Below are 14,341 nucleotides of genomic sequence, written 5' to 3'. Positions count from 1 at the left end.
GAAAGCGACCCGCAGGCTACTCCAGAATTGGCACTTTCCGTCTAATGGGAAGCACGGGTCCGGCCCACGCGTCGCGCCATCCCAGCCCGGCCGCCGTGTCGCCGCGCGGCCGGTATTCGCAGCCGATCCAGCCGTCGTAGCCGAGCGCGTCGATGTGCCGCAGGAGCCACGGGAAATGGACCTCGCCGGTGCCGGGCTCGCCGCGTCCGGGGTTGTCGGCCAGCTGGATGTGGCCGATGCGACCGATGTGGGCGGCCAGCGTGGCGCCGAGCTCGCCTTCCATGCGCTGCGCGTGGTAGATGTCGTACTGCAGCCGCAGGTTGGGCGCAGCGACCTCGTCCATCAGCGACAGCGCCTGCGCGGTGGTGGTCAGCGCGAAGCCGGGGACGTCGAAGTGGTTGACCGGCTCCACCAGCAGCCCGATGCCCGCGGCCTGCAGCCGGGACGCGGCGAAGCGCAGGTTGTCGACCAGCGTGCGCCGGACGTCCGCCTCGCTCGCGCCTTCGGGGCGCCGTCCGGCCAGGCAGTTGACGCGCGGACAGCCCAGCGCCCGGGCGTAGTCGATGGCCCGGTCGACGCCGGCGCGGAACTCGCCGATGCGCCCCGGGTGGCAGGCGATGCCGCGCTCGCCGGCCTCCCACCGGCCCGCGGGCAGGTTGTGCAGCACCTGCGCGAGGCCGTTGGCGCGCAGCGCGGCGGCGAGTTCGCGCCGGGGCAGGGCATAGGGGAAGAGGCATTCCACGGCCTCGAAGCCGGCCGCGGCGGCCGCCTCGAAGCGCTGCATGAAGGGCCGCTCGGTGAACAGCATGGACAGGTTGGCGGCGAAACGGGGCATGGCGTGCGTCGTCCGCTCAGCCCGGCATCGTCGCGGCGAGGGCCGTGGGCGCGTCCTCGAGCGATTCGGCCAGCGGCTCGAACTCCTGGATCGCGTCGATCTCGGTGCCCATGGCGATGTTGGTGACGCGCTCGAGCATCACCTCGATCACCACCGGCACCCGGTACTGGGCCATCCACCGCTCGGCCTGTTCCAGCGCCGGCTGCATCTCCTCCTGGCGGCTCACGCGGATCGCCTTGCAGCCCAGGCCTTCGACCACCTTCACGTGGTTCACGCCGTAGCCCGCCTCGATGCCGGCCTCGGGCCCGGCGTTGACGTTGTCGAAGCCCAGCTGCACGCAGTAGTCCATGTCGAAGCCGCGCTGGCTCTGGCGGATCAGCCCGAGGTAGCTGTTGTTGACCACGACGTGCAGGAAGGGCAGCTTGAACTGCGCGCCCACGGCCAGTTCCTCGACCATGAACTGGAAGTCGTAGTCGCCCGAGAGCGCGACGATGCGCCGCGCCGGGTCGGCCGCGCGCACGCCCAGCGCCGCCGGCAGCGTCCAGCCCAGCGGGCCGGCCTGGCCGCAGTTGATCCAGTGGCGCGGCCGATGGACGTGGAGGAACTGCGCCGCCGCGATCTGCGACAGCCCGATGGTGCTGACGTAGCAGGTCTCGGGGCCGAAGTGCGCGTTGAGGCACTGGTAGACGCGCTGCGGCTTCATCGGGACGTCGGCGAAGTGCGTCTTGCGCAGCATCGTGCGCTTGCGCTTGCGCTCGCGGCACTCGCCCGACCAGGCGGCGCGGTCGCGCAGGCGGCCCCCGGCCTTCATCGCCCCGGCCACCTCGACGAACCGTTCCAGCGCCGCCTTCGCGTCCGAGACGATGCCGAAGTCGGGCGTGAAGACGCGGCCGATCTGCGTCGGCTCGATGTCCACGTGCACGAAGGTGCGGCCCTTCGTGTAGACGTCGATCGAGCCGGTGTGGCGGTTGGCCCAGCGGTTGCCGATGCCCAGCACGAAGTCCGAGGCCAGCAGCGTCGCGTTGCCGTAGCGGTGGCTGGTCTGCAGCCCGCACATGCCCGCCATGAGCGGGTGGTCGTCGGGGATGGCGCCCCAGCCCATCAGGGTCGGGATCACCGGCACGCCGGTGAGCTCGGCGAAGCGCACCAGCAGCTCGCTCGCGTCGGCGTTGATCACGCCGCCGCCGGCCACGATCAGCGGCCGCTCGGCGGCCCCGAGCATCGCCAGGGCCTTCTCGATCTGGGCGCGCGTGGCGGCGGGCCGGTAGGGCGCGAGCGGGGCGTAGGCGTCGATGTCGAACTCGATGGTCGCCATCTGCACGTCGAAGGGCAGGTCGATCAGCACCGGTCCCGGGCGACCCGAGCGCATCAGGTGGAAGGCCTGCTGGAACACCTGCGGCACCTGCCCGGGCTCGCGCACCGTGACCGCCCACTTGGTCACCGGCCGCGCGATCGACTCGATGTCGACGGCCTGGAAGTCCTCCTTGTGCAGGCGCGCGCGGGGCGCCTGCCCGGTGATGCACAGGATCGGGATCGAGTCGGCCGAGGCCGAATAGAGCCCGGTGATCATGTCCGTGCCCGCCGGCCCCGAGGTGCCGATGCACACGCCGATGTTCCCGGCCACGGCGCGCGTGTAGCCCTCGGCCATGTGGGAGGCGCCCTCGACGTGGCGCGCCAGGATGTGGGCGATGCCGCCGTGGCGGCGCAGGGCGGCGTAGAGCGGGTTGATGGCGGCCCCGGGCACGCCGAAGGCCTGGGTCACGCCTTCCTTCTCCATCACCCGCACGGCGGCCTCGATGGCGGTCATCTTCGTCATGTGCATGTCTCCTTGGATGTCGATGGACCGACTCTAGGAACCGGTGCCGCCGGGCGGAAGACGGTGCCGCGCCATAGAAGCTATTCCGCCGCGGAATGACCGCGGGCCGATCCGTGGCTAGCATCCGGCCATGGACCGATTGCAGGCGATGGCGATGTTCGTGCGGGTGGTGGAGACCGGCAGCTTCTCGCGCGCGGCGCGCGAGTTCAACACCACCCAGCCCACCGTGACCAAGCAGGTCGCCGCCCTCGAGGCGCGCCTGGGGGTGCGGCTGCTCCACCGCAACACGCGCGGCGTCAGCCCGACCGAGGCGGGCGCGCTCTACTGCGAGCGGTGCAAGGCCGTCGTGCGCGACGCCGAGGAGGCCGAGCACGTCGCGCGCCAGCAGCCCTCGGCCATGCAGGGGCTGCTGCGCATCGCCACCTCGGTCGCCTTCGGCCGCCGCGTGGTGGTGCCGCTGGCGCTCGAATTCATGGCGGACCACCCGCGGGTGCGGCTCGACCTGAGCTTCGAGGACCGCTACGTGGACCTGGTGGCGCAGGGCATCGACGTGGCGATCCGGATGGGGCGGCTGGCCGATTCCTCGCTCGGCGCGCGCTTCCTGGGCCTGAACCCGTGGGTGGTGGTGGCCGCGCCCGGCTACCTGGCGCGCCACGGCACGCCCCGGCGCGCGGCCGACCTGAGCGCGCACGTGGCGATCACCTACAGCAGCGTGGTGGGCGACGACGTCTGGCACCTGCGCACGCCCCGGGGCGAACCGGCGAGCGTGCCGGTGACCGCGCGGCTGCGCTCGAACAACGTCTCGGCCGTGCTGGCGGCGGTGCGCGACGGCCTGGGGCTGGCGATGGTGCCGCGCTACGTCGCGGCGGAATCGCTCGCCACGGGGCGGGTGGTGGAGGTGCTGGCCGACCATGCCCTGGCGAGCCAGGAGATCCACGCCGTCTTTCCCTCGCCCCGGCGGCTGGGCGGCAAGGTCGCGGGCTTCGTGGCCTTCCTGCAGGGGCGCTTCGGCGAGCGCTGGTGGGAGATCGCGCCGCCCGGGCCGCCGGAGGCCTGAGGCGCGACCGGCCCAGGCCGCCTCAGATCATCGCCAGCGGCGTCTTGCGCCTGGGCGGCGGGTGCAGCCGGTCGATCGCGGCGATGTCCCCGGGGGACAGCACGATCGACGCCGCCGCCAGGTTCTCGCGCAGGTGCGTCTCGCGCGCCGCCTTCGGGATCGCGACCACGCCGGGCTCGGCCAGCAGCCGGGCGAGCGCCAGCTGCGCCGCCGTGACGCCGCGCGCCTCGGCCAGCGCGGCCAGGGCGTGATCCGACGCCAGCGCGCCCTGGTCGATCGGGCTGTAGGCCATCAGCGCCTGGCCACGCGCGCGCAGCCAGGGCGCGAGGCTGAACTCCGGGCCGCGCTCGGCGATCGAGTAGTACACCTGGTCGGTCACGCAGCGATCGCCACCGGGCACGCCGGCGAGTTCGTCCATGTCGTCGGTGTCGAAGTTGCTCACGCCCCAGGCGCCGACGCGGCCGTCGGCCACCAGCGCCTCCAGGGCGGCGACGGTGTCGGCCAACCGGTGCGGACCGCGCCAGTGCAGCAGGTAGAGGTCCACGCGCGCCAGCCCGAGGCGCGCCAGGCTGCGGTCGCAGGCCTGCGCCGTGCCCCGGCGGCTGGCGTTGTGGGGCAGCACCTTGCTCACGACGAAGAGCGATTCGCGCCGCACCTCGCCCGCGTCCACCGCCTCGGCGATCGCCTGGCCGACGACCTCCTCGGCACCGCCGTCGCCGTACATCTCGGCCGTGTCGATCAGCCGGTAGCCCATGCGCAGGGCCGCGCGCACGGCGGCCACCTCGCCGGCGCGCCGGGCCGGGTCCTCGCCCAGGCGCCAGGTGCCCAGGCCGAGCACGGGCATGGCCGGTCCCGCCGGCAGTTCCAGGGTTCTCAGGGTGTCCATGGTGCCCATGATGCGCCGCGCACGGCGCTTGCTTGCGTCGGCCGAGGCCCCGGGAATACCCGCTCGGTCCCGTGCGCCCATCTTGCCTACATTACTTGCATGCAAGTTTGAGCGATGTTGCATGCAACCTTGCCACTCCAGGAACCTCCCATGCCCCGCTTCGCCCGATCCCTCTTCGGCCAAGTCGTCATCGCGCTGGTGCTCGGCGTGCTGGCCGGCCTGCTGGTGCCCGACCTCGCCGTCAAGCTCAAGCCGCTGGGCGACGGTTTCATCAAGCTGATCAAGATGATCATCCCGGTGCTGGTGTTCTGCGTCGTGGTGCACGGCATCGCCGGCGCGGGCGACCTCCGGCGCGTGGGCCGGGTCGGCGTGAAGGCGCTGATCTACTTCGAGGCGCTCACCACCATCGCGCTGGTGCTGGGCCTGGTGCTGGCCTTCGTCTTCAAGCCCGGCGTGGGCATGAACGTCGATCCGCGCCTGCTGGACGCGAGCGCCATGAGCGCCTACGCCTCCAACGCCGACAAGCTCACCAGCGGCGGCACGGTGGAGTTCCTGATGAAGCTCATCCCCAACACGGTGGTGGGCGCCTTCGCCACCGGCGACGTGCTGCAGGTGCTGCTGTTCGCGGTGCTCTTCGGCTGCGCGCTGGCGCTGCTGGGCGAGCACGGCAAGCCGGTCGCGCAGGTGGTGGACTCGCTCTCCCTGGTCCTGTTCAAGATCATGGGGATCATCATCAAGCTCGCGCCGCTGGGCGTGCTCGGGGCGATCGCGTTCACGGTGGGGCGCTACGGCATCGGCTCGCTCAAGCAGCTGGGAATGCTGGTGGCGCTGTTCTACGGCGCGGTGCTGATCTTCGTCTTCGGCGTGCTGGGGCTGGTGATGCGGCTGTCGGGCTTCAGCCTGGTCAAGCTGCTGCGCTACCTGCGCGAGGAGCTCACGATCGTCTTCGCCACCACCTCGTCGGACAGCGTGCTGCCCCAGGTCATGGCCAAGCTGCGCCGCATGGGCATCCGCGACTCGACCGTCGGCCTGGTGATCCCGACGGGCTACTCGTTCAACCTCGACGCCTTCTCCATCTACATCACGCTGGCGGCGGTGTTCATCGCGCAGGCCACCAACACGCCGATCTCCCTGTCGGACCTGCTGGCGATCCTGGCGATCGCGCTGGTCACCTCCAAGGGCGCGCACGGCGTGCCGGGCTCGGCCATCGTGGTGCTGGCCGCGACGCTGCAGGCGATCCCCGCGATCCCCGCCATCGGGCTGGTGCTGGTGCTGTCGGTGGACTGGTTCATGGGCATCGCCCGCGCGCTGGGCAACCTGATCGGCAACTGCGTCGCCACGGTGGCCGTCGCCGCCTGGGAGGGCGACATCGACCGCGAACGCGCCCATGCCGTGCTCGACGGCACCTGGACCCCCGACGACGCGACGACGGCCGACGCGCCGGTCGCCACCAGCGCCGCCACGGCGACGGCGCGCCATGCCTGAGGGCGCACCGGCCCTGGACGAGGTCTCGCCCACCGTCATCGCCGAGCGCGTGGTCGAGGCCATCCTGGCGCAGAAGCTCGCGCCGGGCGAGCGCCTGGGCGAGCAGGCGCTCGCGGGCAACTTCGGCGTCAGCCGCACCATGGTGCGCGAGGCGCTGATGAAGCTGCAGGCGCGCGGCTTCGTCGAGGTGCAGAGCAAGCGCGGCTGGTACGTGGTGCAGCCCTCGGCCGAGGAGGCGCGCGACGCCTTCGCGGCGCGGCGCATCGTCGAGGCCGGCATCCTCGCGGAAGCCGGGCGGCCGCTGCAGGCCGTCACGCGCCGCCTGCGCCAGCACATCGCCGACGAGCGGCGCGCCATCGACGGCGCCGACGCGGCCACGCGCGCCTTCCTGCTGGCCGACTTCCACGTCTGCCTGGCCGCGCAGATGGGCCACCGGCTGCTGGTCGACGTGCTGCGCGACCTGACCGCGCGCACCACGCTGGCGGCCACGCTCTACCAGTCGCGCCACGACGCGGGACAGTCCTGCGCCGAGCACGGCGCCATCGTCGACGCGCTCGAGGACGGCGACACGGCCCGCGCGCGCGACCTGATGCTGGCCCACATCGGCAACGTCGAGCAGGCGCTGGAGGTCGAACCGGCGGCGCGCGAGCCCGATGCGCCGGCGCGCCTGCGCGCGACGCTCGCGCCGCTGGACGTTGCGCAAACGCCACGACCACCGACGGACGGCGCGAAGTCCGGTTCCTGACGTACACGGCCGCGGCGCAGGGCTGCACTACATTGCGTCACCTATGAATTCCCCCCAACTCCAGCGCGGCACCTTCTTTGCCCTGCTCGCCATCGTCACGGTCGCCTTCATCTGGATCCTGATGCCGTTCTTCGGGGCCGTGCTGTGGGGGGTGGCGCTGGCGATCCTGTTCACGCCCATGTATCGCTGGCTGCTGCGGAAGTTTCCCGGCCGCAAGAACACCGCCGCGCTCTCGACGCTGGCGATCTGCCTGGTGATCGTGATCCTGCCGCTGGCCATGATCGGCGTGTCGCTGGTGCAGCAGGTGGCGGTGGTGACGCAGGACATCCGCACGGGCCAGATCAATTTCGCCGCCTACTTCCAGCAGATCCTGGGCGCGATGCCGCGCTGGGTCATGAACATCCTGGAGCGTTTCGACCTGACCAACATGTCCTCGCTCGAATCGCGCATCACCGCCGGCGCGGCGCAGGGCAGTCAGGTCGTCGCCGGCCAGGCGCTGACCATCGGCCAGAACACCTTCGACTTCTTCGTCAGCTTCTTCGTGATGCTGTACCTGCTGTACTTCCTGCTGCGCGACGGTCCGGCGCTGTCGAAGACCGTGCGCGACGCGCTGCCGCTGGCCAAGCCGCACACGCACTACCTGCTCAACAAGTTCACCACCGTGATCCGCGCCACCGTCAAGGGCAACGTGGCCGTGGCGATCGCGCAGGGCACGCTCGGCGGGCTGGCGTTCTGGTTCCTGGGCGTGCAGGGGGCGCTGCTCTGGGCGGTGCTGATGGCCTTCCTGTCGCTGCTGCCGGCGGTGGGCGCGGCGCTCATCTGGGGGCCGGTGGCGCTCTACTTCCTCGCGACCGGGCGCATCTGGCAGGGCCTGGTGCTGGTCTTCGTCGGCGTCTTCGTGATCGGCCTGGTCGACAACATCCTGCGCCCCATCCTGGTGGGCAAGGACACGCAGATGCCCGACTACATCGTGCTGATGTCCACCATCGGCGGCATGGCGCTGTTCGGCATCAACGGGTTCGTGATCGGCCCGGTCATCGCCGCCCTGTTCATGGCCGCGTGGAGCCTGTTCGCGAACTCCGGCGACGTGGGCGACCGGCACGACGACAAGGGCACGCCGATCTGAGCGCGGCCGTGCCCGGGCGGGTCGCGCGGGGCGCGGCTCAGGTGCGCCGGGCGCCGCGCATCATCGCGACGTAGAGGACCGCGCCGGCGACCGCGCCGATGACCCAGCCGAAATTGTTCTCCGGCAGCACCTTCAGGAGCTGCGTGCACAGCTCCCAGCCGATGGAGACCGCGCTGGCCAGCACCAGGGCCGCGACGCCGACCCGGTTCCAGCCGCCGTCGTAGTGGTAGCGCCCGCCGGGGGCCATGGTGTAGAGGTCCTCGACCTTCAGCACCTGCTTCTTGAGCAGGTAGAAGTCCGCCACCATCACGCCGAACAGCGGCGCCAGCACCGCGCCGAACACGCTCACGAACACCGTGATCGCCTTGGGGCTGTCCACGAAGATCCACGGACACACCGCCACCGCCAGCACCGAGGTGATGAGCCCGCCGCGCCTGAAGTCGATGTGCTTGGGAAACAGGTTGGCGAAGTCGTAGGCCGGCGAGACGAAGTTGGCGACGATGTTGATGCCCATCGTGGCGATGATGAAGGTCACGCTGCCCAGCACCACGGCCCACTTGTTGTCGATGCGCGCGACGATCTCGATCGGGTCCATGATCATGTGGCCGAACACCTTGGCGCTGCCGGCGGTGACGATCACCACGATGACCGCGAACAGGATGAAGTTGACCGGCAGGCCCAGGAAGTTGCCCACGCGCATGTCGCGCTCGCTGCGCGCGTAGCGCGAGAAGTCGCCGAAGTTCAGCAGCAGCGCGGCGAAGTAGCTCACCACCAGCAGGATCGCGCTGCCCATGGCGACGAACGACTCGCCGCCGGTGAGCACCTTGTCGCTGAGCGACAGGTCCAGCGCGTCCCAGCCGGCTTTCCAGACGATCCAGCCGGCCAGCAGGAACATCACCACGTACACCGCCGGGCCGCAGAAGTCGATGAACCTGCGGATCGAGTCCATGCCGCGCTGGAAGATCAGCAGCTGGAAGATCCACATGAACATGAAGCTCGCCCAGCCCAGCAGGTCCAGCCGCAGGAAGCTGCTGGACTGCAGCGCGGCGGCGGCCGGGAAGAACACCAGCACCAGCGTGGCCACGGCCTTGGAGGCGAAGTACGTCTGCACGCCGTACCAGACCACGCCGACGATGCCGCGGATGAGCGCGGCGAAGTTCGCGCCCATCACGCCCATGCTCACGCGCGCCATCACGGGGTAGGGGATGCCGTGCCGCTGGCTGGGCCGGCCGATCCAGTTCATCAGCACGTTGACGATGGCGATGCCCACCACCAGGGCGCCGAGCACCTGCCAGCCGTTGAGTCCCAGCAGGAACAGGCTGGCCGCGAAGGTGTAGCCGCCCACGCTGTGGATGTCGGACATCCACATCGCGAAGATGCTGTAGCTCGACCAGTTCTTGCGCTCGCCCGCGACGGGCGCGAGGTCGTGGTTGATGAGGCGTTCGTCCGAGCCGGGGACGCCGTGGAGGCCGGTGGGTTGCATGAGGAGGTGTCGCCTGTGTCGTCGTCGTGGATGTCGGGAAGGCAACGGCCTCAATGCGCCTCGGCCTGCTTGGCCGCGGCGATGACGGCGGCCTCGTCGTGCTTCGCGCCGTTGAGGAACAGGTTGAGCAGCACCGCCGTGATCGACGCGAGCAGGATGCCCGACTCGATCAGCGAGTGCAGCGCGTGCGGCATCCACTGCTTGAAGTTGGGCGCGATCAGCGGAATCATGCCGATGCCGATCGACACCGCGACGATCATCGGGTTGTGGCGGTTGCCCTTGAAGTCCACGCCCGAGAGGATGCGGATGCCCGTGGCCGCCACCATGCCGAACATCACCAGCCCGGCGCCGCCGAGCACCACGGTGGGCAGCGACTCGATCAGCGCGGCCATCTTGGGCAGCAGGCCCAGCACGATCAGGATCACGCCGCCGGCCACGCACACGTAACGGCTCTTGACGCCCGTGACGGCCACCAGGCCGACGTTCTGCGAGAAGCTGGTGTAGGGGAAGGTGTTGAAGATGCCGCCGATCAGCGTGCCCAGGCCGTCGGTGCGCAGGCCCTTGGCCAGGTCCTTCTGGTCGATCTTCCGCTCGGTCATCTCGCCCAGCGCCAGGAACATGCCGGTCGACTCGATCATCACCACGATCATGATGAGCGTCATGGTCAGGATGAGCACCGCGTCGAACTGCGGCATGCCGAAGTGGAACGGCAGCACGACGTCGAACCACGGCGCGCGGCCGACCTTCTCGTAGGTCATGATGCCCATCGCCGAGGCCACCACCGCGCCGATGGCGATGCCCAGCAGCACCGAGATGTTGGCCACGAAGCCCCGGGCGTACTTCACGATCAGCAGGATCGACACCAGCACGACGGCCGCCACGCCGAAGCCCGTGAGGTCGGCATAGCGCGGGTTGGGCACCGTCGGCAGGATGGCGAAACCCTTGGGCACCGGCGGCAGCGCGCTGCCCGGCGAGGTCACGTCGGCCAGCCACTTGGCGTAGACCGGGTCGACGATGGCCGGGGCGGTCGGGCCGAACGGGTTGCCGAAGATCCAGTTGATGCCCACGCGCATCAGGCTGATGCCGATGACCGCGATGATCGTGCCGGTCACCACCGGCGGGAAGAAGCGCAGCATCCTGCTGACCATCGGCGCGATCAGGATCGAGATCACGCCCGCGCCGATGATCGAGCCGAAGAGCAGCTGCGCCCCGGCGACGCCCGGGTTGGCGTTGGCGATGGCCACCATCGGCGCCACCGAGGCGAAGGTCACGCCCATCATCACGGGCAGCCTGATGCCGAACCACCGCGTGGCGCCCAGCGACTGGATCAGCGTGGCGATGCCGCAGCAGAACAGGTCGGCCGAGATCAGCAGCGCCACCTCGTCCGGACTCAGGCGCAGCGCGCGCCCCACGATCAGCGGCACGGCCACCGCGCCGGCGTACATCACCAGCACGTGCTGCAGTCCCAGGGCGGAGAGCCGGCCCAGGGGCAGCTGCTGGTCGACGAGGTGGACCGACGGGAGGGAATCTGCGGCCGGCGAGGCGGCGGCGGAGGGAGAGGACATCACGTGGCTCCTGAGGAAGGACGACGGTGGCGATCGCGGCGGGCCGGAGCGGGCGACGACTGCTTTGTACGCGAAACTGTATACAAAGCATGGCTGCGCACGCATCGAGGAAAACGCCTAGTCCGCGACCCGGCCTGGCGGGACGGACCTCGCGATGCAAGTTGCGCGCCAAAAGAAAACGGCGCCGAAGCGCCGTCCGTGTCAGGGGTGCGGGTGCCTAGCCGAGCAGGTCGGCCAGCGTGCGCGCCACGACCTTGGTGGCCCGGCGCAGGTCCTCCAGCACCAGGCGCTCGTCGGCGCGCTTGGCATGCGACTCCAGCACCGTGCGCGGGCCGGCGCCGTAGATCACGCCGGGAATGCCGGCCTCGCCGTAGAGGCGCACGTCGGTGTAGAGCGGCGTGCCCATGGCCGGGATCGGCTCGCCGAAGATCGTCCGGCCGTGCTTCTGGATGGCCTCGACCAGGGGCTGGTTGCCGGCCAGCGGCTTCATCGCGTTGGCCAGCAGCAGGCGCCTGATCTCCACCGTGACGCCCGGCAGCGGCGCCGCCGCCTCGGCGATGACCTCGCGGATCGCGGCTTCGACCTCCACCGGGTTCTCCTCGGGAATCATCCGGCGGTCGAGCTTGAAGACGACCTTGCCGGGCACGACGTTGGTGTTGGTGCCGCCCTCGATGCGTCCGACGTTGAGGTAGGGGTGGGTGATGCCCTCGACGGCCGAGGTGACCTCCCGGTAGCGCGTGTTCTGCGCGTAGAGCGCGTTCAGGATCCGCACGGCGCCCTGCAGCGCGTCGACGCCGGTGTCGGGGATGGCCGCGTGGGCCATCTTGCCGTGCACGGTCACCTCCATCTGCAGGCAGCCGTTGTGCGCGGTCACCACCTCGTAGCCGAAGCCCGCGGCGATCATCAGGTCGGGCTTCGTCAGGCCCTGCGACAGCAGCCAGCCCGGACCGAGCAGGCCGCCGAACTCCTCGTCGTAGGTGAAGTGCAGCTCGACGGCGCCCTTCGACGGCTTCGCCACCGCCTCCAGCGCGCGCAGGGCGAAGGTGAAGCTGGCGAAGTCGCTCTTGCTGACGGCGGCGGCGCGGGCGTAGAGCCGGCCGTCCTCGATCTCGCCGCCGTAGGGGTCGTGGGTCCACCCCTCGCCGGGCGGCACCACGTCGCCGTGGGCGTTGAGGGCCACCGTCGGGCCGTCGCCGGCGGTGCCGTAGCGGCGGCGCACGATCAGGTTGGTGATGGATTCGAGGCCGTAGTCGCGCACGGCCTGTTCGGGCACCGCGTGGCGCTCGGCGTCCAGGCCGAAGCCCGCGAGCAGCTCGGCGGTGCGCTCGGCGTGCGGCGCGTTGTTGCCCGGTGGGGTGTCGGTGGGCACGCGCACCAGCTCCTGCAGGAAGCGCACTTCCTCGTCGAAATGGGCGTCGATCCAGGCGTCGAGGCGGTCGTAGGCGGTCATGGGCAGCGGTCCGGAAAGATCGGAAGGGATCGGAGAAGGGGAAAGTGGGAGCGGGTGGATCAGGCCGACGGCGACGGCGCGGTGGCCCCGGCCACGTCCCGCGCCAGGTCGTCGAGCAGGTGCTGGAACGCCCGCACCGAGAGGTCGATGTCGGCCGACGTGCTCGATTCGAGCGGGTTGTGGCTGATGCCCGAGTTGATGCCGCGCACGAACAGCATCGCCTGCGGCATGACCTCGTGCAGCTTCATGGCGTCGTGGCCGGCGCCGCTGGGCATGCGGTGCACCGGCAGGCCCAGCGACTCGACCGCGCGCTCCCAGCGCCGCTGCCATTCGGGCGCGCTCGGCGCGGCGGCCGCGCGCATGGTCTCCTCCAGGGTGTGGCGCACGAAGCGGCGCTCGCAGATCCCGGCCAGCGCGGCCAGCACGTCGGCGACGACGGCGTCGCGCTGGGCATCGTCGGGCGCGCGGATGTCCAGGCTGAAGCGGCACAGGCCCGGGACGACGTTGATCGAGCCGTTGGGCACCTCCAGCATGCCGACGGTGGCGACCGAGTCGCCGTCGCGCGCGGCGCGCTGCTCGGCGAACAGGATCAGCTCGGCCACCGCCGCCGCCGCGTCGCGGCGCCGGTCCATCGGCGTCGTGCCGGCGTGGCTGGCCATGCCGTGGACCTCGCCGACGTGGCGCACGCTGCCGTTGATGGAGGAGACCACGCCCAGCGGCAGGTCGAGCTCGGTGAGCACCGGGCCCTGCTCGATGTGGACCTCGACGAAGCCGAGGTAGCGCGCCGGGTCGCGCCGGATGGCGGGGATGTCGGCTTCGCTCAGCCCGGCGTGACGCATGGCCTCGCGCATGGTCACGCCCTCGGCGTCCTTCTGGTCGAGCCAGGCGGGGTCGAAATGCCCGATGAGCGCGCCCGAGCCCAGGAAGGTCGCCTTGTAGCGCTGGCCTTCCTCCTCGGCGAAGCCGACCACCTCGATGGCGAAGGGCAGGCGCCGGCCCTGGCGGTGCAGCTCGCGCACGCAGGCCATCGGCACGAAGATGCCCAGCCGGCCGTCGTACTTGCCGCCGTTGCGCACGGTGTCGTAGTGCGAGCCGGTCAGCAGCGCCCTGGCACCCGGCGTGGCGGCCTCGTAGCGGCCGACCACGTTGCCCACGGCGTCGGTGTCCACCGCGTCGAAGCCGCAGTCGCGCATGCCCTGCGCGATCTGCGCGGCGCAGGCGCGGTGCGCGTCGGTGAGGTAGGTGACGGTGAGCTGGCCGAGTTCGGCGTAGCCCGGGTCGGTGTGGACCGCGAGCGCCTCCTGCCAGTCCCAGACGTCGTCGCCCAGCGAGGTGTCGGCGCCGAACTTGTCGTGCAGGCGGATCTCGGCGATGCGGTGGATGTTGCGCAGCGCCTCGCCGCGCTCGAAGGACGGGTGGTGGCCCAGCCGGCGTTCGAAGGTCCGCACGATCTCCTGCTTGGCCAGCCCGGTGCCGCGCGGCCCGCGCACGGCCAGGATGAACGGGAAGCCGAACTTCGCGCCATAGGCGGCGTTGAGGTCGCCGATGTGCGCGAGCTCTGCGGGCGTGCAGTTCGTGAGGCCGGCCTTGCCCTGCTCGTTGGTCGATTCGGCGGTCAGGGCGCCGCGCTCCATCGCCTTGCCGGCGAGTTCGGGGTGGGCGCGGATGAGAAACAGCTGGCGCTCGGCCGGTGCCGCGTCGACGACCCGCGCCAGGGCGTGCTTGAGGTGCTGCAGCGAGCGGAACGGCCGCTCGGCCAGGGCCGCCTCCGCCACCCAGGGCGAGTGCTCGTAGGTGCCGTCGAGCAGCGCCACGGCCGCCTCCGGCGTGGCGGCGTTGAGGGCCTCGAGGGTCAAGGGCGCGCGGGGGGCGGTCGTCGATGCGGTGGTCATG

The 14,341-nt window shown here is 70.9% G+C and carries 11 protein-coding genes; 4 read left to right on the top strand and 7 right to left on the bottom strand.

Going from position 1 to position 14,341, the window contains the following annotated elements; genetic code table 11:
- Window positions 1-16: 16 nt before the first annotated feature.
- Together hyi and gcl are read right to left on the bottom strand one after the other, a co-directional pair.
- Window positions 17-835, bottom strand: a complete 819-nt coding sequence (gene hyi, locus NF681_15790) for a hydroxypyruvate isomerase (protein ID UST53750.1) — start codon at window positions 833-835, stop codon at window positions 17-19.
- A gap of 16 nt (window positions 836-851) precedes the next feature.
- Window positions 852-2,651 (bottom strand): glyoxylate carboligase, encoded by a 1,800-nt coding sequence (gcl, locus tag NF681_15785; protein ID UST53749.1) that lies wholly within the window; start codon window positions 2,649-2,651, stop codon window positions 852-854.
- A 130-nt stretch (window positions 2,652-2,781) separates the two neighbouring features.
- Here gcl and NF681_15780 point away from each other — a divergent pair, with 130 nt between their 5' ends.
- Window positions 2,782-3,708 carry a LysR family transcriptional regulator gene (locus tag NF681_15780; protein UST53748.1) on the top strand — a complete coding sequence of 309 codons (927 nt, stop codon included), beginning with the start codon at window positions 2,782-2,784 and terminating at the stop codon, window positions 3,706-3,708.
- Between the two features lie 22 nt (window positions 3,709-3,730).
- Here the strand turns inward: NF681_15780 and NF681_15775 are convergent, their stop codons facing one another.
- Window positions 3,731-4,594, bottom strand: coding sequence for an aldo/keto reductase (locus NF681_15775; GenBank protein ID UST53747.1), 864 nt, complete (start codon window positions 4,592-4,594; stop codon window positions 3,731-3,733).
- Window positions 4,595-4,744: 150 nt separating this feature from the next.
- On the opposite strand from NF681_15775, the gene NF681_15770 reads away from it, so the two are divergent.
- The 3 genes from NF681_15770 to NF681_15760 are packed head-to-tail and all read left to right on the top strand — an operon-like array spanning window position 4,745 to window position 7,950.
- Complete coding sequence (locus NF681_15770) at window positions 4,745-6,079, top strand: C4-dicarboxylate transporter DctA (GenBank protein UST53746.1); 1,335 nt, start codon at window positions 4,745-4,747, stop codon at window positions 6,077-6,079.
- Complete coding sequence (locus tag NF681_15765) at window positions 6,072-6,824, top strand: GntR family transcriptional regulator (GenBank protein UST53745.1); 753 nt, start codon at window positions 6,072-6,074, stop codon at window positions 6,822-6,824. Before NF681_15770 ends, NF681_15765 begins: the two co-directional genes overlap by 8 nt.
- 43 nt (window positions 6,825-6,867) lie before the next feature.
- Window positions 6,868-7,950, top strand: coding sequence for an AI-2E family transporter (locus NF681_15760; GenBank protein UST53744.1), 1,083 nt, complete (start codon window positions 6,868-6,870; stop codon window positions 7,948-7,950).
- A 37-nt stretch (window positions 7,951-7,987) separates the two neighbouring features.
- Here the strand turns inward: NF681_15760 and NF681_15755 are convergent, their stop codons facing one another.
- From NF681_15755 to uraD, 4 genes are all read right to left on the bottom strand, one after another.
- Window positions 7,988-9,433: an NCS1 family nucleobase:cation symporter-1 gene (locus tag NF681_15755; protein UST53743.1), complete on the bottom strand. Its 1,446-nt coding sequence runs from the start codon at window positions 9,431-9,433 to the stop codon at window positions 7,988-7,990.
- 50 nt (window positions 9,434-9,483) lie between these two features.
- Window positions 9,484-10,998: a purine permease gene (locus NF681_15750; GenBank protein ID UST53742.1), complete on the bottom strand. Its 1,515-nt coding sequence runs from the start codon at window positions 10,996-10,998 to the stop codon at window positions 9,484-9,486.
- A gap of 217 nt (window positions 10,999-11,215) precedes the next feature.
- Entirely contained in the window at window positions 11,216-12,448 is a 1,233-nt protein-coding gene (locus NF681_15745) for a M20/M25/M40 family metallo-hydrolase (GenBank protein UST53741.1), read from the bottom strand.
- Window positions 12,449-12,507: 59 nt separating this feature from the next.
- Entirely contained in the window at window positions 12,508-14,340 is a 1,833-nt protein-coding gene (uraD, locus tag NF681_15740) for a 2-oxo-4-hydroxy-4-carboxy-5-ureidoimidazoline decarboxylase (protein UST53740.1), read from the bottom strand.
- Between the last annotated feature and the right edge of the window lies 1 nt (window position 14,341).

This window comes from Comamonadaceae bacterium OTU4NAUVB1 (assembly GCA_024372625.1).
Lineage (GTDB): Bacteria > Pseudomonadota > Gammaproteobacteria > Burkholderiales > Burkholderiaceae_C > Variovorax.
Note: the sequence above shows the minus strand (reverse complement) of the source record. Positions and strands in the feature narration are given on the sequence as shown.